Consider the following 19,923-nt stretch of genomic DNA (forward strand, 5'->3'; position numbering starts at 1 on the left):
AACACCGCTACCCGGCGGCGACCCCGGCGCACGGCCACGTCGCACTGCGATCCAGCGCACCATAAGGCCGGGCGCCCGGCTACGTCAGCCGGATGCGGGTGCTGTCACCCGATGGGCTGGAATCCGGCCGCCGAACGGTGCGCCGGCCCCCGGAGTCACTCCCGCCCCGGAAACGCCGCAGGGCGCTGCGTCCATGGGGGGAAATCCCACGGTGCGCGGCGCCCTGCGGGCGGAGGCGGGGCAGGCCCTACTCGGTGGCTGCCTTCAGGGCGATGTCGGTGCGGTGCTGGCCGCCCTTGAGGGCGATCCGGTCCACGGCGGCGTACGCGCGGTCGCGCGCCTCCACCAGGTCGGCGCCGGTCGCGGTGACCGACAGGACGCGGCCGCCGGCGCTCAGCACCCGGCCGTCCTCGTCGGCCCTGGTACCGGCGTGCAGGACGAACGCGGTGCCGTCGGCCTCGGCCTCGGCCAGGCCCTCGATCGGGTCACCGGTGCGCGGCGCGGCCGGGTAGCCCTCGGAGGCGACGACCACGGTGACGGCCGCGCCCTCGTCCCAGCGCAGCGGCTCCAGCTGGTCCAGGGTGCCGGTGGCGGCGGCCAGCAGGACGGCGGCCAGCGGGGTGCGCAGCCGGGCCAGCACGACCTGGGTCTCCGGGTCGCCGAAGCGGGCGTTGAACTCGATCACCCGGGTACCGCGCGAGGTGAGCGCGAGGCCCGCGTAGAGCAGGCCGGAGAACTCGGTGCCCCGGCGGCGCAGCTCGTCGACGGTCGGCTGCAGGACGCTCCGCTGGACCTCCTCGACCAGCCCGGCGGGCGCCCACGGCAGCGGCGAGTAGGCACCCATGCCACCGGTGTTGGGGCCCTCGTCGCCGTCCAGCGCGCGCTTGAAGTCCTGCGCGGGCTGGAGCGGGACGACGGTGGTGCCGTCGGTGATCGCGAACAGCGACACCTCGGGGCCGTCCAGGTACTCCTCGATGACCACGCGCTCGCAGGAGGCGGCGTGCGCCAGCGCGGCCGCGCGGTCGGAGGTGACCACCACACCCTTGCCGGCGGCCAGGCCGTCGTCCTTGACCACGTACGGCGCGCCGAAGGCGTCCAGCGCCTCGGCGGCCTCGGCCGGGGTGGTGCAGACGTAGGAGCGGGCGGTGGGCACGCCGGCCCCGGCCATCACGTCCTTGGCGAAGGCCTTGGAGCCTTCCAGTCGGGCGGCTTCGGCGGACGGGCCGAACACCGGGATGCCGGCCGCGCGCACGGCGTCGGAGACGCCCGCGACCAGCGGGGCCTCCGGGCCGACGACGACCAGGGCAGCGCCGAGCCGCACGGCCAGGTCGGCGACCTGCGCGCCGTTCAGCTGGTCGACCGGGTGGACCGTCGCCACCTGTGCGATCCCGGCGTTGCCCGGGGCACAGTGCAGCTCGGAGACGGCGGGATCTTGGGACAGAGAGCGGCACAGGGCGTGTTCGCGGGCGCCGCCGCCGATGACGAGGACCTTCACGCTTGGCAAGGGTAGTCGGTGGCCAGTTCCGGCCGCTCTCCGGTCCCGTCCGATCCTCCAGTCGGGGCGGTCCGTACGCCGAGGATGTCGGAGAAACCTCCAACTCGGACCGGCTCGGTGCGCACCGGGTGCCCGAGTCAGGACGGCGGGTCACCGGCCCCTCCCTCGGACGGGTGAAATCTCGCCGACCCCCGCATCCCTTCCATCCCGGGTTCCGGTGGCCGAATCCGGTAACGATCACCGGGGAAGCGACCCCATGGTCAGCCATTTGGCGGTAAGAAGTGCTGTTGGACAACCAACGGCAGACGTCGCGTCAGCCGATGGACCGCCAGACCCAGCAGTCCGCCCGCCACAGGGAGCCCCACAGGTGAGCCAGCCGGAAATGCAGCCCGAGGAGAGTGCCTGGGGCAAGGAGATCGGCGAGGAGGACCCGCCCGCCGCGACCATCGCCCGCCAGGCGTCCACCCGCCGACGGACCGATCTGAGCACTCGACAGTTCCCGCTCGGGGACTGGGGCGAGCCGGCCGAGCGCCTGGAGGAGCTGTACCGCTGGTCCGAGGAGCGGGCGGTCGAGGCGATCGAGTGGTACCGCAAGGACCGGATCTGGAAGCGCCGCTGGGCGCGCCTGCTGCGGTTCGGCACGGCCGGCTTCGCGGTGGGCGGGGTGACCGCGCCGCTGGTCGACCTGACCGGCGCGGTCTCACACGGCACCAGCTGGGGCTACGTCGGCCTGGCGCTCGCCGCCGCCTGCCACGGCACCGACCGGGTGTTCGGCCTCACCTCCGGCTGGATGCGTGACGTCAGCACCGCGCAGGCGCTGCAACGCCGGCTGGAGGCCTTCCAGTTCGACTGGGCGTCGGAGTGCGTGCGCGAGGTGCTCGGCCCGACCGAGGGCACCGCGGGCGAAGCCGCCGAGCGCTGCCTCGGCGTGCTGCGCCGGTTCTGCGAGGACGTCTCGGACATGGTCCGCACCGAGACCTCGGAGTGGATGCTGGAGTTCCGCGCGTCCATGACCCAGCTGCCCACCCAGGCCCCGGGCACCTGGGGCGGGCGCAGCGAGAGCGGGGTGGGCGCCCAGGTGCGGGTGCTGCCGCCGCCGGGCACCCGGCCCACCATGCCGCGCCAGCGGCCGCCGGAGGGGCCGCTGCGGTAGCGGGCGGGAAGGCGGGCCGCCTGCCGTGGCGGGCGGGCCGGTGCGGCGGGAGGGTGCGGCGCCCGGGCGGACGCGGCGGGAGGGTACGGCGCCCGGGCGGACGCGGCGGGAGGGTACGGCGCCCGGGCGGACGCGGCGGGAGGGTACGGCGCCCGGGCGGACGCGGCGGGCGACGCCTCGGGCAAAAGGCTGCCGGACGCCTCAGGCGAAGACCACCATCGAGCCCTGGGCGAGGCTGCGGGTCGCCGCCGCGTACAGGCCCGCCCAGGCGTGCCGCTCGCGGGCGAAGGGGTGCAGGTCGTCCAGCGGCGGCCCGAACGGCTGCTCCAGGCCGGTCGGGCCGAGCGGCCGGGTCGGGTCCGGCGGGTTGAGCGGGTCGAGGCCCAGCGCCGGGGCGACGGCCTGCAGTTCGCGCAGCAGCCCGTGGCTGGAGCCGAGCGGACCGCCGGAGGCGAGCAGCGCGTCGTCCACCAGCGGCGCCGGGAACTCTATCGGCACGTAGGCGCCCGCGTGGTCGAAGTGCCAGACCAGGTGCGACTGTTCGGCACTGCTCTCGAACATCTCCAGCAGCTGCTCGTAGTCGCCGCCGAGCGAGTCCACCGGCGTGATGTCCAGCCCGGTGAGGCCCAGCAGGTAGGCACGGCGCAGGAAGTGCAGCGAGTCGTAGTCGAAGGCGGCTATCGGCTCGACCGCCCCGCTCAGCCCCGGGACGTACTGGTAGACCGGCACCTCTGGCAGCCCGCGGGAGGCCAACACCGCGTTGTAGAGGGCGAGATCGTCCCTGAAGGGATTGTCGGGGCTGTGGCTCAGCACGTCCACGAGCGGGACGAGCCAGAGGTCGCAGGCCATGGCCGGCAGTTCCTCTCCGGGCGACGGGGTCGCCCGCAGGGCGGGACGACGACGGGGGCGGGGTCGGGGTCGGTACCCGGACGGCCGTTGTGCGGGACGCCCGGTTCGACGACCGCCCACCCTACCGGCCCGGGGCCGGGCGCGGGTCGGGCCGTCCCTGCGGTGCGTCCGGGGGCGGTTCGGGCAGCCGCCGGCCGAACCGGCCGTACGGCACCGAGCGCGGCTGCGGCACCAGGCCGAGGCCCAGCCCGAGTTCGCGGCCGAGCTCCCGGCCGACCTCCTCGCCCGGCCGGCGCCGGCCCCTCCCGACCTGGTCGAACGCCTGGCCAGGGGCCAGTTCGGCCGCCACCGGCGGGGCTTCGGCGGACGGGGCCGGCGGCACGGGCGCGCCGTCCAGGAGCCCGCCGCCACCGGGCTCGCCGTCCAGGGGTTCGCTATTCAGGGGATCGCTATTCAGAGGATCGCCGTCCAGGGGTTCGGTGAGCAGCCCCAGCACCGTCACCGACTCCAGCGGCCGCCCGGCCAGCCCGGCCAGCAGCCGGGCGGTGTACAGGTTGTACTCGCAGATGATCCGGTGCGCGCCGACCAGGTCCCGCGCGCCGATGGCGTCGACCAGGTCGAGGTGGCGGTCCCAGCAGACCTCGGCCAGAACGGGCAGCTCCCGCAGGTAGGGCGCGGCGAACATCCACGACTGCACCCGCAGCCAGTCCAGGTAGTCGCCGATCCGGCGGTTGCCGATCTGCGCGGCGACCTCCTGCCAGAACCGGCGGTCGCAGCCCACCATCACGTCCAGGTTCCCGGCCCGGGCGGCCCGGACCGCCGCGTCGGCCCGGCGGCGCAGCGAGGGCAGCCTGGCGAGGTCCGGCAGCGCCCTGCGTGCGGAGAACTGACGGTAGTAGCTGTCGGTGACCAGCACCCGGGACTCGAAGATCTCCAGGAAGTCGTCCCAGCCCAGCTCGGGCACGGTGAACCCGCGGTGGTGCTCGGCCCGCAACAGCCCCTGCGCACCGAGGTCGACCAGCGCCTCGCGGGCCGGGGTCGCCGAGACGCCGTACAGCTCGGCGATCTCCTTGACGGTGAAGTTGCGGCCGGCCGCCAACCGGCCGGCCATCATCTCCTCGCGCAGCGCACCGGCGATCTGCTCGCGCAGGCTGTTGCGCTGGATGACGGGACGGGTGTCGCCTGCGCCGTTGCCGGGCATGCGCGCAACCTCCTGGGGCGGGCCGATCAGGCCGCCCCTCGGCGGACCGGCCAACGAGCGGCGGGGAACACGACGAGTGCTCATCTTCTCAAACCCGCCCCGAGAAGGTACAAACCAACCCCCCGGAGGCCCCGGCGCCCCCGCCCGGACCGGACCGGGGCGGGCCAGGATCAGCGCTGGACCGGCGCGGGGATCCCCAGCAGGCGGTCCCGCAGCACCGGGAACTCCTCGCGGGCCTTGCCCACCTCGGCCGGATCGAACTCGACGGTCAACACCTGCTCCTCCGTGCCTGCCTCGGCCAGCACCCGGCCCCACGGGTCCACCACGATGCTGTGCCCGGCCTGCTCGACCCCGGCGTGCGTCCCGGCCGTGTTGCAGGCCAGCACGAACGCCTGCTCCTCCACCGCGCGCGCCCGCGCCAGCAGCGTCCAGTGCTCGCGCCGCCGGGCCGGCCAGGCCGCCGGAACCACCAGCAGCTGCGCGCCGGCGTCCAGCAGCGCCCGGAACAGCTCCGGGAAGCGCAGGTCGTAGCAGGTGGCCAGGCCCAGGGTGGCGAAGTCGGTGGCCGCGGTGACGATCTCCTGCCCGGCGCCCATCACCACCGCCTCGCCACTGTCGAAACCGAAGCGGTGGATCTTGCGGTAGGTGTGCACCAGCTCGCCGTCCGGGGCGAACAGCAGCGAGGTGTTGTAGATCGGCCCGTCCGGGTCGCGCTCGACGATCGAACCGGCGTGCAGCCAGACCCCGGCCGCCCGCGCGGCCGCCGCCATCGCGTCCGAAGTGGGACCGTCCAGCGTCTCGGCGCCGTCCGACCACAGGTCGTAGGCGAAGCCGCCGAGCGGCCACAGCTCCGGCAGGACCACCAGGTCCGCGCCCTGCTGCGCCCGGACCAGCGCGGCGGCCCGGGCCCGCCGTTCGGCGGGCGGCTCGGCGTCGGAGACCCCGAGTTGGATCAATGAAGCGCGCACAGTACCACCGTCCACGGCAAGAGACCTACGATCGTCACCCGAAAGCGCTGCCCAGCTGTCTCCCGGCAGCGTAACGTGCGGTTAGCGTGTGCGCCTGGAAGCCGGACCATCCCGGCCGACCGGGGAGGCCGGGCGCAGAGGGCAAGGAAGCTGACGGAGGGCCGGAGATTCCCGTGACGGACAACCAGACCGTGCAGGCTTACACGGAGGCGTGGGCCCAGAGCATCGAGTCCATATCGGAGCTGGTCGCCCCCCTCCCCGAGGGCTCCTGGAACCGGGCCACCGAATGCCCCGGCTGGTCGGTCCGGGACGTCGTCTCGCACATCATCGCGGTCGAGTCCGAACTCCTCGGCGACCCCCGCCCGATCCACTCCCTGCCGCGTGACCTTCGCCACGTCACCACCGACTTCGCCCGCTACATCGAACTGCCGGTCGACAAGCGCCGCTGCCACACCGCTCTGGAGATGACCAGCGAGCTGGAGTACACGATCATCCGCCGCTCCCGGGCACTGCGGAACGCCAAGCAGACACCCCTGGAGCCGGTGCGCTGGCCGGCCGGCCCGAACAGCCGCGACGTGCCGTACCACGAGCTGCTGCGCCTGCGGGCCTTCGACGTCTGGGTGCACGAGCAGGACCTGCGCCGGGCCCTGGACACCCCCGGCAACCTCGACTCCCCGGCCGCCCTGATCGCCCGGGACGTCCTGCTCGGGCTGCTGCCCAAGGCCGTCGCCCACCGGGCCGGCGCCCCGGCCGGAACGGCCATGGTTCTGGACGTCACCGGCCGCGTGGAGTTCCTGCGCACCGTCCGGGTCGACTCGACCGGCCGCGGCACCGTCGACGAGTCGATCAGCCTGGCCCCCGACGTCCAGCTCACCATGGACTGGGAGACCTACCTCCGGCTCGCCTGCGGCCGCGGCCGCCCCGGCCCGGTCACCATCGACGGCGACAAGGAACTCGCCGACCGCGTCCTGTCCGCCTTCGCGGTCACCATCTGACCCCAGCCACCCCACAGCGCACGCCACCCGGCGTACACGCACGAGTGCGCGCCGGGTCGGCACCACTCGTGCATCCATCCGTCAATCCAGCACCAGAACCTCACCCGTTCGACCTCGTTGTTCCGGGCACTCCCGCCACCACCCGGAAGAAGGAGGGGCGTCCCCATGGACGACGAACAGCAACAGATGGTCCTGGTCCGGTCGAGCTTCCCGGTCACGGGCCAACCCATCAGAGTCGTGATGATCGACGGACAACCGTGGTTCGTCACGGCGGACGTGTGCCGAGTCCTGGGCCGGCGTAATCCGCCCGACGCCGTCAAGAGGTTGGAGACCCACCAGCACCGCACCGTCGACCTGCGGTTGGTAACCATCGCCAAAAGCGATGGTTACGACGTTTCCGCAGGTGGGAAACCATACGCGCGCGGAAACCCACTGCTCGGGGTGATCAGCGAGGCTGGCTTGTATACCTTGATCATGAGGTCGAGCAAGCCCGACGCCCAGCCGTTCAGGGACTGGGTCACCCGAGACCTCCTCCCCTCCATCCGCCGTGGGGACGCCGACATCCCCGCCCAGCAACGGCGGATGGCGGAGACCCTGGCAGAGGCGATCGGACAACAGGTACGGATCGTCGCCGAGATCGACCACGAGGACTGGCCCGGCCTGACCGTCCACTCGGACGGAACGGTCCACTGCCAGCACGGCGAGATGGTCCTCCACCTACCGAACCGCGAAGAGGACAGCGGACCACCGTTCGGCGCCTACTTCGCCTGCCCGGGCGAAGAACGAGTCGGAATCCGGGCCAGCCGAATCGTCCCCGGCTGCCCAAAACTGAAGCTGCTGGACCTGATCCGCATGCGGCACGAAGCCGCCGAGCAGCCGACCCGACCGGGGGCGCATCCGGCTCGCACACCGATGATGCCGCCGGAGGGCACGGTGCTCTGTGTGATCGACCGGGTCCAGCTCTACGGACGGCCGCCAGAGATCACCGAGGTGCTCCGGGGCATCGGGCTGTAGCGGCGGGAAACCATCACCCAAAGCAATAGTTTCGACGCCCTTCGCAGGTCAGAGCCCCTTCTCCTCCGCCGCGACCTTGCGGCGCAGGCGCAGGATCATCACGGTGCCGACCGCCAGCGGGACGTACTGCCAGCAGAACGCCCAGCGGAAGGCGTCGGCCGAGTAGGAGTCGGTGCCGGCCGGGGAGAGGCCGTCCAGGAGGACGCCGATGCCGAAGAGGGTGATCATCGTGCCGATGAAGCCGCCCATGTTGACGATCCCGGAGGCGGTGCCGAGGCGCTCCACCGGGTTGCTGGCGCGGGCGTAGTCGAGGCCGACCAGTGAGGCCGGGCCGTTGCTGCCCATCACCACGATGATGGCGGACAGCAGCCAGATCGGCGGGTGTCCGCCGGGCCAGGCCAGGACCAGCGCCCAGCCGAGGGCGGTGGCCGTGATGACGGTGAGGACGATCGGCATCCGGGCCCGCGCCGAGACGGAGAGCACCCGGCCGAACAGGAAGCCGAAGGCCATGTTGCTGAGCACCAGCAGGGTCAGCAGTCCGCCGGCCGCGGCCCGGGAGAGGCCCTGCGCCTCCACCAGGTAGGGCAGGCCCCAGAGCAGGCCGAAGGCGTTGCCGGGGAACTGGGTGGTGAAGTGCACCCAGAGCCCGAGCCGGGTGCCCGGTTCGCGCCAGCACGCGCGGACCTGCCGGCCGACGTTCGGCCGCGGCGCGGGCGGGTGTTCGACCGGCCGTACGGCCGCCGCCGGCGCCTCCTTGAGGAAGAGCGCGACCAGCGCGAAGACCGCGACGCCGAGCAGGGCGATCGCGGTGAAGGTGGGCGTCCAGCCCTCGCGGTGCAGGGCCTGTGCGAGCACCACGGTGGTGATCAGGTTGCCGCCCATTCCGGCGAGGCCGGTCAGCTGGGCCACGAACGGGTTCCGGGCGGCGGGGAACCACCGGGCGGCGAGCCGCAGCACGCTGATGAAGGTCATCGCGTCGCCGCAGCCGAGCACCGCCCGGGAGGCCAGCGCCGGGGCGAAGGAGGAGCTGAACGCGAAGGCCAGTTGGCCGAAGCTCAGCAGGACGACGCCGAGCAGCAGCACCCGGCGCGGCCCGATCCGGTCGACGAGCAGGCCGACCGGTATCTGCATGGCCGCGTAGACCAGCACCTGGAGGATCGAGAAGGTGGAGAGCGCGGAGGCGCCGATGCCGAAGCGGTCGGCGGCATCCAGTCCGGCCACGCCGAGGCTGGTGCGGTGGATCACCGCGAGGATGTAGACGCTGACGCCGATGGACCAGGCCAGCCAGGCCGCGCGCCCGCCGGGCGGGGACGGTGCGGGGGCGGCGGACGGCGTCGGGGCGACCGGCGGCGTCGGGTCGGCGGTTCGGGGAGCGGGGACGGACAGGGGTGCGGCTGAGCGGGCGGGCTCCACGGTCATAGTGCGACCAGACTAGTCATCCCATGATGGGACGCCCAGTGCGGGGTGCGGTCGATCGTCCACGGACCACGGACTCCACGGACCACGGATTCCACGGGGCGCGGACTCCACGGATTCCGCGGACCGGGCGTCAGCCGGTCACCGTCCAGGACACCGACCGGGTCATGTAGCGGTCCCGGAAGGCCTCGTCCCGCACCCAGTCGGTGGTGTCCCGGACGGTCGCCGTGACGGTGGCCGTCCGGCCCGGGGCCAGGTTCAGCTGGTCGGTGTCCAGCCAGGAGCCGTCGGCGGCCTGCGGCGTCACCGCGACGCCGTCCACCTTCCACTCGACCTTCAGCTGTCGCGGGCCGGTCAGCGGCACCGGCCGGACGTTCAGCCGGGGCCGCCCGCTCACCTCGCCGGGCGGCGGCGACGGGGTGTCGGTGGGCCGGATCCTGCGGTACAGCTCCTCCATGATCGCCTCGCGCGACGGCAGGTTGTAGGCGCTGCCCAGGGTGCGCATCACCGAGTCGGGGGTGGGCCGGTAGAGGCCGTTGGCGCTGCGGTAGGCGCCGACCGTCCCGGCGCCGTCCGGGGACTCCGCGCCCAGCCAGCGCCACCACTTGGTCTGCTTCTTGCGCATGTCGTCGGCGTCGAGGGTGGCGAGGTTCGGGTACTCGGCGTCGTCCGGGGCGCTGTCGTACTCGTCGCCGAGGTCCCCCACGGTGTGGCCGATCTCGTGCTGGATGATCCGCCCGGCGTCCGGGCTGCCGCCGGCCAGGGTGGTCACCCCGGTACCACCGGCGCCGCCGTACTCGGTGGAGTTGGCCAGGGCTATCAGGTACTGCGGCCCGGAGCTGTCGCCCGCGTACCGGGCGGTGGCGGCCTCGTCGGCGCAGAGCAGCCGGGCGGTGCCCTCGCACCAGAAGTGCATGCCGAGCGGGGTGGCGGGGTTGCGGCCGCGGCTCTCGGTCTCGGCTATCCCGGAGACCGGGGAGACCACTTCGACCCGCCGTATGTTGAAGAACCCCTGGTAGGTGCGGAACGGCTCGATGGCCATCAGCGCGTGCCAGGCCCGGTCGACCTGCTGTCGGAACAGGTCCTGTTCGGCGGCCGTGTAGCCGTCGCCGAGCAGGACCAGGGTGATCCGGTTGGCCGGGTCCCCGGTGCGGCGTATGTCGACGGTGGGCGCGGCCGTGACGGGCCGGCGGTCGGCGCGCTGTGCGCTGTGCGGCGGGACCGCCCGGTCGGCGGGGGCGCCCGGCCCGATCACACCGAACGGCGAGGGGCCGACCAGCTCCAGGGCGGCGGGGAGTACGGCGGTGGACACCAGCACGAGCGCGGCCAGACTCCGAACGAGACGGCCAGGGTTGCCAGGTGGCATGCGGGTGCGTCCTCGGGGTTCCGGTCACCCGGCGTAGCCCGGGTGGTGGAGCGAAGACGTACCCGGACGGGTGTGTCACCCCTACCGCGCGCCGAAAAAGTCACCGACCTGGCCGAATGACCCTCACCACACCAGTCATCCCAATGACTGGAATGTGGCCGATGACAGGCCCCTCGTCAGCGCCTGCGGAGGTTCAGCACCAGGTGGGTGCCGAGGCCGAACAGCAGGCCCCAGAAGGCCGAGCCGATCCCGAACAGGCTCATCCCCGAGGCGCTGGCCAGGAAGGTCACCACCGCCGCGTCCCGCCCCCGCTCGTCCGCCACCGCCGCCGCCAGGCTGCCCTGCAGCGAGGCCAGCAGGGCGACCCCGGCGATCACCGCGATCAGTTCCTTCGGCAGGCCGGTGAACAGGCTCACCAGCACCCCGCCGAAGCTGCCCACCAGCACGTACAGCACGCCCGAGGACATCCCCGCGACGTAGCGGCGGCGCGGGTCGGGGTGGCTCTCCGGGCCGGAGCAGATCGCCGCCGTGATCGCCGCCAGGTTCACCCCCGGCGAGCCGAACGGCGCCAGCAGCAGCGACACCACACCGGTCGACCCGATCAGCAGCCGGTCGTCCGCCCGGTAGCCGAAGGCTCGCATCACCCCGAGGCCCGGTGCGTTCTGCGAGGCCAGCACCACGATCGTGAGCGGCAGCGCCAGCCCCACCGTGGCCGCCCAGGAGAACGCCGGCACGGTGAACACCGGCCGGGTCGGCCCGCCCGAGCCCAGGTGCAGCGGGAGTCCGACGGTCAGCGCCGCCAGCACCCCGCCCACCAGCAGCGCCACCGGGACGGCGTACCGCGGGGCCAGCCGCTTGGCCAGCAGGAAGGCCGCGAGGCTGCCCACCACCAGCACCGGCGCGCCGTGCACGGCGCCGAAGATCCCGGCGCCGAAGGAGAACAGGATGCCCGCCAGCATCGCGTTGACGATCCCGGTCGGCACCGCCGCGATCAGCCGGCCGAACCAGCCGGTGACCCCGAAGAGCGTCACCACCACCGCGCTCACCAGGAACGCCCCCACCGCCTCCCGGTACGGGTACGCGCCCAGGCTGGTCACCAGCAGCGCGGCGCCCGGGGTGGACCAGGCGGTGATCACCGGGGTCCTGGTCCACCAGCTCAGCGCGAAGCCGCTCAGCCCGCTGCCGATGGCCACCGCCCAGATCCAGGACGCCGTGTGCGCCGCGTCCAGCCGCCCGGCGGCCGCCGCCGCGAGCACCACCACCAGCGGACCCGAGAACGACACCGCGATGCAGACCAACCCCGCCAGCAGCGCCGGCCCCGACACGTCCCGCCGCAGCGACCGACGCTCCCCGCCCCCGCCCGGCACCGTCTCCGGTCGGACCGTCAGCTCTTCAGTCATTCCGGAAGTATCCCGAACGCCGCGCCGGGGGCTCACGGAAAAGTCTTTGAAACCACCTGCAACCCCCGGCGAGGATGCACGTCTGTACGGATGAAGGCACGGGGGGCGCGACCGGCGGGGCCGGGGCGCTTCCGCCCCGCCCGGAGCGGGCCCGTCGTCCTCGCCCAGCCACGCCGTCAGACCCATGACCCCGGGGAGTCACGTCATGCGCGCGTCCGTCATCGGCTGGTCCTGATCGCCGCCCGCCGGCCTCGCCCCCAGCGACGGCCGACGGGCGGGCAGAAGCGGAGGGGCCTTCCCCCACACGGCGGTGTGGGGGAAGGCCCCTCCGTGGCTTCCCGTTCGTGACGTCCCGGGCCGTCAGCCCCAGGTGATCAGGCGCTTCGGGCGCTCCAGCAGCGCGGCCACGTCGGCCAGCACCTTGGAGCCCAACTCCCCGTCCACCAGGCGGTGGTCGAAGGAGAGCGCCAGCGTGGTCACCTGACGCGGGACGACCTTGCCCTTGTGCACCCACGGCATGTCCCGGATCGCGCCGACGGCGAGGATCGCGGCCTCGCCGGGGTTGAGGATCGGGGTGCCGGTGTCGACGCCGAAGACGCCGACGTTGGTGATGGTGATGGTCCCGCCCTGCATGTCGCCCGGCGAGGTCTTGCCCTGGCGGGCGGTGTCGATCAGCTCGCCCAGCGAGACGGCGAGGCCCGTGAGGGTCTTGCCGCCGGCGTCCTTGATGTTGGGGACGATCAGACCGCGCGGGGTGGCCGCGGCGATGCCGAGGTTCACCTGGCCCTTGATGACGATCTCCTGGGCCGCCTCGTCCCACTGCGCGTTGATCTCGGGGTGCCGCTTGACCGCGGTGAGCAGCGCCTTGGCGACCAGCAGCAGCGGGCTGATCCGGACGTCCCGGCCCAACTCGCCGCTCTCCTTGAGCCGGCGGACGAACTTCATCGTGCGGGTCACGTCGACCTGGACGAACTCGGTGACGTGCGGGGCGGTGAAGGCCGAGGCCACCATCGCCTGCGCGGTCGCCTTGCGGACGCCCTTGATCGGCACCCGGACGTCGCCCGCCACGGTGACCGGCGCCGGCACCGCCGCCGCGACCGGCCCGGCCTCGACCGGCGCCGCCGGGGCGGCCTGCGCGGTGGCCAGGGCGGACGCGTGGGCGTGCACGTCCTCGCGGGTGATCACGCCGTCCCGGCCGGTCGGGACGACCGCGCGCAGGTCGATGCCGAGGTCCTTGGCCAGTTTGCGCACCGGCGGCTTGGCCAACGGCCGCTCCCCGGCGGGATGTTCGGCCAGGACGGACGAGGCGGGCGCGGCCGACACGACCGGAGCGGCCGGCACGACGGGCGCGGCCGGAGCCGGCGTCGCGGTGACGGTCTTCGTGGTCGTGCGCCGGGCCCGGCGCTGGGCGGTGCCGGTGCGCGGGCCGTAGCCGACCAGCACCTCGCGCCGCTCGGGCTCGGCCGGTTCGGCCGGCGCGGCGGCGGCGACGGGTGCAACAGCAGCAGCGGCGACAGGAGCCGCGGCCCCGGCCTCCCCGGCGACCGCGACCGAGATGATCACGGTGCCGACGTCGACCGTCGCGCCCGCGGGGAAGAAGAGCTGATCGACGACCCCGTTGAACGGGATCGGCAGCTCCACCGCCGCCTTGGCGGTCTCCACCTCGCACACGACCTGCCCGTCGGTGACGGTGTCACCCGGCTTGACGTACCAGCTGAGGATTTCGGCCTCGGTCAGGCCCTCGCCCACATCGGGCATCTTGAACTCGCGGAGCGAGCGAACTTCGGTGGTCATCTTCGCTCCCCCGGATCAGTACGCGAGTGCGCGGTCGACGGCGTCGAGCACGCGGTCCAGGTCGGGGAGGAAGGCCTCCTCGACGCGGGACGGCGGATACGGCGCGTGGTAGCCGCCGACCCGCAGGACGGGCGCCTCCAGGTGGTAGAAGCACCGTTCGGTGAGCCGGGCGGCCAGTTCGGCACCCATGCCCAGGAAGACCGGCGCCTCGTGCACCACGACGGCCCGCCCGGTGCGCTTGACCGACTCCTCCAGGGTGGTGAAGTCCACCGGGGAGAGCGAGCGCAGGTCGACGACCTCCAGTCGGCGGCCGTCCTCCTCGGCGGCCGCGGCGGCCTCCAGGCAGACCTTGACCATCGGGCCGTAGGCGAGCAGCGTGGCATCGGTGCCGGAGCGCACGATCCGGGCGTCGTGCAGTCCGAGGTCGGCGGCGTCGCCGACCTCGCCCTTGTCCCAGTACCGGCGCTTGGGCTCCAGGAAGACCACCGGGTCGTCCGAGGCGATGGCCTGCCGCAGCATCCAGTGCGCGTCGTGCGCGTTGGACGGGCTGACCACGCGCAGGCCCGCGGTGTGCGCGAAGTACGCCTCGTGCGACTCGCTGTGGTGCTCGACCGCGCCGATGCCGCCCGCGAAGGGGATGCGGATGGTGACCGGGAGCTTGATGTTCCCGAGCGCGCGGGCGTGCATCTTGGCCAGCTGGGAGACGATCTGGTCGAAGGCCGGGTAGACGAAGCCGTCGAACTGGATCTCCACCACCGGGCGGTAGCCGCGCAGCGCCAGGCCGATCGCGGTGCCGACGATGCCGGACTCGGCGAGCGGGGTGTCGATCACCCGTCCCTCGCCGAAGTCCTTCTGCAGGCCGTCGGTGATCCGGAAGACGCCGCCGAGCTTGCCGATGTCCTCGCCCATCAGGACGGTCTTCGGGTCGCTCTCCAGCGACTTGCGCAGCGCGCCGTTGAGCGCCTTGGCAATGCTGAGCTGACCGGCCATCAGAGGTTCTCCCCCGCCTCGAAGGAGGCCGCGTACTGGACGTACTCGGCCCGTTCCTCATCGACCAGCGCGTGCGGCTCGCTGTACACGTGGTCGAAGATCAGGGTCGGGTCCGGGTCGGGCATGCCGCGCACGCCCTCGCGCACCCGCAGCCCCAGCCGCTCGCTCTCGGCGTCGATCGCGGTGAAGAACTCCTCGTCGGCCAGGCCCTCCTTCTCCAGGAGGGCGCGGAGCCGGGCGATCGGGTCCTTGGCCTTCCAGGCCTCGGTCTCCTCGGTGGGCCGGTAGCGGGTGGGGTCGTCGGAGGTGGTGTGCGCGCCCATCCGGTAGGTGAACGCCTCGATCAGCACCGGGCCGTTGCCGCTGCGGGCGTGGTCGAGCGCCCAGCGGGTGACGGCCAGGCAGGCCAGCACGTCGTTGCCGTCGACCCGGACGCCGGGGAAGCCGAAGCCGGAGGCGCGGCGGTACAGCGGGATCTTGGTCTGGGTGGTGGTGGGCTCGGAGATCGCCCACTGGTTGTTCTGGCAGAAGAACACCACGGGCGCGTTGTAGACCGAGGCGAAGGTGAAGGCCTCGTTGACGTCGCCCTGGCTGGAGGCGCCGTCGCCGAAGTAGGCGATGACCGCGTCGTCGGTGCCGTCCTTGCTGATGCCCATCGCGTAGCCGGTGGCGTGCAGGGCCTGCGCGCCGATCACGATGGTGTACAGGTGGAAGTTCTTCTCGTTCGGGTCCCAGCCGCCGTGGTTCACGCCCCGGAACATGCCGAGCAGGTTGAGCGGGTCGACGTCGCGGCACCAGGCGACACCGTGCTCGCGGTAGGTGGGGAAGGCGTAGTCGCCGGTGCGCATGGCACGGCCGGAGCCGACCTGGGCGGCCTCCTGGCCGAGCAGCGAGGCCCACAGGCCCAGCTCGCCCTGGCGCTGGAGTGCGGTGGCCTCGCCGTCGAACCGGCGGACCAGCACCAGGTCGCGGTAGAGGGCGCGCAGCTCCTCCGGGGTGGTGGTGAGCGGGTAGTCCGGGTGCTCGACCCGTTCGCCTTCCGGGGTGAGCAGCTGTACGAGCTCCGGCTGGGTGTCCTTCCCCGTGGCGCGGAGGGTGTCAGGGACGCCGGGGGCCGCCTTCTTGCGGGCCCTCGCCGTGCTTTTGACGGTCACGTTCACTCCTCGGTCTGTCCGGCCGCCCGGGGTCGCCGGTGACCGGTCCGGTCACCGCCTCGCGGGGCGCGCGTGGGTGTGCGCTCCTACTGCGGGGCAGGTGGTGATCCTGTTCCGACGGCGTCCCTCACGAGAACGTTACCCAGCGTCCGCCCTTGGCGCGCTTGCGCTAGGACGTCCTACTTGTTCAGGGCTTACAACCCCGAGGGTGCCGCGGGCAGCGCGCCGTCGGAAGGGTGGGGGTGACGGACCGCGTGACGCAGCTCTCAATTCGGGCGCCTTCAGGACACCAGCGCACGTTATCCGGGCGCGAGCCCGTACGTAAGGGGGTTCTCGGTATCGGTTTTGGACCGCCCCGGCCGGACCGCCTGACTGCGGCACCAGGGACGATAGGTCTTCCGTACGGTGATATGGGAGGCTTTGGACGTGACTGATAACGGACAAATCAGGGTTTTCCTGCTCGACGATCACGAGGTTGTCCGGCGGGGCGTGCACGACCTGCTCTCGGTCGAGGACGACATCGAGGTGGTCGGCGAGGCCGGCACCGCCGCCGAGGCGCTCACCCGGATCCCGGCGGTCCACCCCGACGTCGCGGTGCTCGACGTCCGGCTGCCGGACGGCAACGGGGTCGAGGTCTGCCGGGAGATCCGGTCCCGGCTGCCGGAGATCAAGTGCCTGATGCTGACCTCGTTCTCGGACGACGAGGCGCTGTTCGACTCGATCATGGCGGGCGCGTCCGGCTACGTCCTGAAGGCGATCCGCGGCACCGACCTGATCACCGCCGTCCGGGACGTCGCGGCCGGCAAGTCGCTGCTCGACCAGGTCGCCACCAGCCGGGTCCTGGCCCGGCTGCGCGACGGCGGCGAGAAGGAGGACGAGCGGCTGGCGCAACTCACCAAGCAGGAGCGCCGGATCCTCGATCTGATCGGCGAGGGGATGACCAACCGTCAGATCGGCAACGAGTTGCACCTGGCCGAGAAGACGGTGAAGAACTACGTCTCCAGTCTGCTCGCCAAGATGGGAATGGAGCGACGCACCCAGGCGGCGGCCTTCGTGGCGCGGCACCAGGCGGACCAGCAGCACTGATCAGAACAGCGATCACAGAACTGACGACTTGTCAAGGGCCCCCGCACGGGGGCCCTAACCTCTGGCTGTGACTTTCAGCCAGACCCTCTCCTGTTCCCCGGCCCGCCCCGACCTCTCCGCGCCGCCGATAGGGACCCTCAGTCCGCCCGTCCCGCGCGCCGCACTCGCCGAGGTCCTGGGCCGCTATCGGGTGGGGGGACTGCTGACCGCCGAACCGGTCGCCGAAGGCCTGCTGAACCGCGGGTACCGGGTCACCACCGAGACCGGCGCGTACTTCCTGAAGTGCTACGTCGACGCCGCCACCGCCAGCCGCCCGAAGATCGTCGCCCACCACCGGGCGATGGCCGGGCTCCAGGCCCTCGGACTGCCCGTCGCACCCCCGCTGACCTGCGCCGAACGAGCCGGCACGGTGGCCGGCTACGGCGGCCGGCTGTTCGCGCTGTTCCCCTGGGTGGATGGCCGACACCGGCACGGTACCGACCTCTCCCCGCCGCAGTGCGACGCGCTCGGCGCGCTGCTCGGCCGACTGCACGGCGCGCTCGACGACGTATGCGCCCCCTTCGAACAGCCCCCCGGCTACCGCACCGCCGACCCCCTCGACAGCGCCGACCTCGCCCGCGACCTGCGGCGCCACGCCCGCGCCCACCGCCCGTACGGCGACCTGGACGCGCTGGTCGAACGGAGGCTCACCGAAAGGCTGGAACTGCTCGCCGAACACGCCCACCGCCGCCCCGCCCCGCAGACCGCCCCGCCCACCGGCTGGACCCACGGCGACTTCCACGGACTCAACCTGCTGTACGGCGACGGCCCCGACGGCGGCCCGGTCGCGGCCGTCCTGGACTGGGACAAGCTCGGCCCACAGCCGCGCGCCGAGGAGGCCGTCCGCGCCGCCACGCTGCTCTTCAACGACCGGGCGTCCGGCACCCTCGACCTGGTGCGGGTCCGCCACTACTCGCAGTCCTACCGGGCCACCGGAGCCGCCACCGCCGAACACCTGGCCGCCGCCGTCCACCGGGTCTGGTGGGAGCGGCTGAACGACTTCTGGATGCTCCAGTGGCGCTACCAGCGGGCCGACCACCGGGCCGACCCGCTCTACCCCGCCTCGGCCGGCCAGTTGACGTGGTGGTGCCAGGAGTACGAACAGGTCCTGGACGCCTTCGCCAACTGACCGGTGTCAGCGCGGCCCGATCAGGGCGTCGCCGGCGGCTGGGTCGCGGGCGGCTGGGTCGCCGGCGGGTTCGACTTGGTCGCCGGCGGCTGCGTGGCCGCCCCCGTGCTGCCGCCGCTTCCCGTGCTCGGGGTGGTCGGCGCCGTGCTGGGCGTGCCGGGCGCCGTGGTGGGCGGCTGCGTGTGGCTGGGGGTCTGGCTGGGCGACGCGGGCGTCGAGTGCTTGCCCGAACCCGGCGACGGCGACATGTTGTTGTTGCCGTTGTTGTTGCCGTTGTTGTTGCCGCCGCTGCCGCCGTTGTTGTAGCCGCCGCCGTTGCTGCCGTTCTCGGTCGGCTGCGTCGGGCGCCGGCTGCCGGTGTTGGACGCGGGCGGGCTCTGCGAGCCGCTCTGGGGCGGCGTGCTGGGCTCGGTCGTGCTGACCGCCGGGAGCGGCGTCGGCGGCACGGTGTGCGAGTTCCCGGGTTCGTTGCCGCTGAACGCGAACGCCATGCCGACCCCGGCCGCGAGCAGCACGGCCGCGGCGCCGGCCACCCAGGCCCACGGCCCGCGCCGGCGGCCGGAGCCGCCGTCGTCGTCGCCGCCACCGCCGCCGTAGGGGCCGCCGGCCCCCGGGTAGGGCGTCGACGGGGTGTGCGGGCCGCCCGGGCCCCCCATCCCCTGGTAGGGCAGCACCGAGGTCTGGTCGCCGGGGCCGATCGCGCCGAAGGCCGCGGTGGCCGCGGTCTGGTCGGGCCGGATCACCTGGGTGGCGTCGGTGTTCCCCTGCCCCGCGGCGGCCAGCCCGGCCGTGGTGCCGGCCCAGCCCGCGCCGCCCGCGCCGTGCATCTCGCGCAGCGCGTGCTGGACGTGCGCGCGGAACTCGTCGGCGTCCTGGAAGCGGTCGTCCGGGTTCTTGGCCAGCGAGCGCAGCACCAGCTGGTCCAGCCCGACCGGCACCCGGCCGTTGGCCTGCGAGGGCGGCACCGGCATGTCCTGGACGTGCTGGTAGACCACCGAGAGCGGGGTGTCGCCGGTGAACGGCGGGCGCAGCGCCAGCAGTTCGTACAGCATGCAGCCGGCCGCGTACAGGTCGGAGCGGTGGTCGACGGGCTTGCCGAGGGCCTGCTCGGGCGAGAGGTACTGCGGGGTGCCCATGACCATGCCGGTCTGGGTCATGGTGCTGGCCGTGCCGGTCAGCGCCCGGGCGATACCGAAGTCCATCACCTTGACGGCGCCCGCGGTCGTGATGATCACGTTGGCGGGCTTGATGTCCCGGTGGACGATGCCGTTGCGGTGGCTGTACGCCAGCGCCTCCAGCACCCCGGCGATGATGATCAGCGCCTGGTCGACCGGCGGCGCGTCCTCGTCCACCAGCAGCTCGCGGACGGTCCGGCCCTCGACCAGCTCCATCACGATGTACGGCGTGGACTCGTCCCCGGCGTACTCCTCGCCGGTGTCGTAGACCGCGACGATCGAGTGGTGGTTGAGCCCCGCGACGGCGTGTGCCTCGCGGGTGAACCGCAGCCGGGCGATGTCGTCCTGGGCCAGCTCGCCGCGGAGCAGCTTGACCGCGACCGTCCGTCCCAGCCGTACGTCCTCGGCCGCGAACACCTCGGCCATGCCGCCGCGGCCGAGCCGGTAGGTCAGCCGGTAGCGGCCGTCGCCGACCGTGCCCAGCGGCGCGGCCGTACCGCGGCCGGGGGTCTGCGGGCCGCCGGGCCCGACCGGGGGAAACGCGCTGGTCGCGGCGTCGCTGCCGGGTCCGGGCATCCTCGGCGTCCCGCCGGTCCGGCCGTCAGCTCCGGCACCCGTTCCGTCATCCGGCTGCTGCGTCTGTGCCATCGCTCCTCGCCCCGGGCGTTCGCTCGGATCGCGGTGCCCTGTCGCTTCGTA

At 73.1% G+C, this 19,923-nt stretch carries 16 protein-coding genes; 5 read left to right on the top strand and 11 right to left on the bottom strand.

Annotation, left to right across the window (positions count from 1 at the left end):
- Positions 1–247 precede the first annotated feature (247 nt).
- On the bottom strand, positions 248–1,495 hold the full coding sequence (gene purD, locus AB0P03_RS05390) for a phosphoribosylamine--glycine ligase (protein ID WP_363579834.1): 1,248 nt from the start codon (positions 1,493–1,495) through the stop codon (positions 248–250).
- A gap of 367 nt (positions 1,496–1,862) precedes the next feature.
- Here purD and AB0P03_RS05395 point away from each other — a divergent pair, with 367 nt between their 5' ends.
- Positions 1,863–2,648, top strand: coding sequence for an SLATT domain-containing protein (locus tag AB0P03_RS05395; RefSeq protein WP_363579835.1), 786 nt, complete (start codon positions 1,863–1,865; stop codon positions 2,646–2,648).
- Positions 2,649–2,849: 201 nt separating this feature from the next.
- Here the strand turns inward: AB0P03_RS05395 and AB0P03_RS05400 are convergent, their stop codons facing one another.
- The 3 genes from AB0P03_RS05400 to AB0P03_RS05410 form a co-directional block, all read right to left on the bottom strand.
- Complete coding sequence (locus tag AB0P03_RS05400) at positions 2,850–3,497, bottom strand: hypothetical protein (protein ID WP_350876643.1); 648 nt, start codon at positions 3,495–3,497, stop codon at positions 2,850–2,852.
- 121 nt (positions 3,498–3,618) lie between these two features.
- Complete coding sequence (locus AB0P03_RS05405; RefSeq protein WP_363627889.1) at positions 3,619–4,698, bottom strand: GntR family transcriptional regulator; 1,080 nt, start codon at positions 4,696–4,698, stop codon at positions 3,619–3,621.
- Between the two features lie 170 nt (positions 4,699–4,868).
- Complete coding sequence (locus tag AB0P03_RS05410; protein ID WP_063348508.1) at positions 4,869–5,666, bottom strand: carbon-nitrogen family hydrolase; 798 nt, start codon at positions 5,664–5,666, stop codon at positions 4,869–4,871.
- 173 nt (positions 5,667–5,839) lie between these two features.
- Between AB0P03_RS05410 and AB0P03_RS05415 the strand changes: the two genes are divergently transcribed.
- Both AB0P03_RS05415 and AB0P03_RS05420 read left to right on the top strand, forming a co-directional pair.
- Positions 5,840–6,661, top strand: a complete 822-nt coding sequence (locus AB0P03_RS05415; protein WP_363579837.1) for a maleylpyruvate isomerase family mycothiol-dependent enzyme — start codon at positions 5,840–5,842, stop codon at positions 6,659–6,661.
- Positions 6,662–6,826: 165 nt separating this feature from the next.
- On the top strand, positions 6,827–7,675 hold the full coding sequence (locus tag AB0P03_RS05420) for a Bro-N domain-containing protein (protein ID WP_363627890.1): 849 nt from the start codon (positions 6,827–6,829) through the stop codon (positions 7,673–7,675).
- A 48-nt stretch (positions 7,676–7,723) separates the two neighbouring features.
- On the opposite strand, the gene AB0P03_RS05425 is transcribed toward AB0P03_RS05420, so the two are convergent.
- From AB0P03_RS05425 to pdhA, 6 genes are all read right to left on the bottom strand, one after another.
- The gene (locus tag AB0P03_RS05425) at positions 7,724–9,094 is read right to left on the bottom strand and encodes an MFS transporter (RefSeq protein WP_363579839.1); all 1,371 of its coding nucleotides are present in this window, start codon (positions 9,092–9,094) and stop codon (positions 7,724–7,726) included.
- A gap of 130 nt (positions 9,095–9,224) precedes the next feature.
- Complete coding sequence (locus AB0P03_RS05430) at positions 9,225–10,457, bottom strand: M64 family metallopeptidase (protein ID WP_363579840.1); 1,233 nt, start codon at positions 10,455–10,457, stop codon at positions 9,225–9,227.
- 176 nt (positions 10,458–10,633) lie between these two features.
- Entirely contained in the window at positions 10,634–11,857 is a 1,224-nt protein-coding gene (locus AB0P03_RS05435; RefSeq protein WP_363579841.1) for a benzoate/H(+) symporter BenE family transporter, read from the bottom strand.
- 360 nt (positions 11,858–12,217) lie between these two features.
- The gene (locus tag AB0P03_RS05440; RefSeq protein ID WP_363579842.1) at positions 12,218–13,651 is read right to left on the bottom strand and encodes a dihydrolipoamide acetyltransferase family protein; all 1,434 of its coding nucleotides are present in this window, start codon (positions 13,649–13,651) and stop codon (positions 12,218–12,220) included.
- 15 nt (positions 13,652–13,666) lie between these two features.
- On the bottom strand, positions 13,667–14,644 hold the full coding sequence (locus tag AB0P03_RS05445) for an alpha-ketoacid dehydrogenase subunit beta (protein ID WP_107452899.1): 978 nt from the start codon (positions 14,642–14,644) through the stop codon (positions 13,667–13,669).
- Positions 14,641–15,801, bottom strand: coding sequence for a pyruvate dehydrogenase (acetyl-transferring) E1 component subunit alpha (gene pdhA, locus AB0P03_RS05450; protein WP_363579843.1), 1,161 nt, complete (start codon positions 15,799–15,801; stop codon positions 14,641–14,643). The genes AB0P03_RS05445 and pdhA overlap by 4 nt, the downstream gene beginning before the upstream one ends.
- Before the next feature lie 420 nt (positions 15,802–16,221).
- On the opposite strand from pdhA, the gene AB0P03_RS05455 reads away from it, so the two are divergent.
- Entirely contained in the window at positions 16,222–16,881 is a 660-nt protein-coding gene (locus tag AB0P03_RS05455) for a response regulator transcription factor (protein ID WP_350876661.1), read from the top strand.
- Positions 16,882–16,948: 67 nt separating this feature from the next.
- Positions 16,949–18,049 (top strand): phosphotransferase, encoded by a 1,101-nt coding sequence (locus AB0P03_RS05460; protein ID WP_363579844.1) that lies wholly within the window; start codon positions 16,949–16,951, stop codon positions 18,047–18,049.
- 20 nt (positions 18,050–18,069) lie between these two features.
- Here the strand turns inward: AB0P03_RS05460 and AB0P03_RS05465 are convergent, their stop codons facing one another.
- Entirely contained in the window at positions 18,070–19,872 is a 1,803-nt protein-coding gene (locus AB0P03_RS05465) for a protein kinase (RefSeq protein ID WP_363627891.1), read from the bottom strand.
- Positions 19,873–19,923 lie beyond the last annotated feature (51 nt).

The organism is Kitasatospora sp. NPDC088779 (genome assembly GCF_040685395.1).
Lineage (GTDB): Bacteria > Actinomycetota > Actinomycetes > Streptomycetales > Streptomycetaceae > Kitasatospora.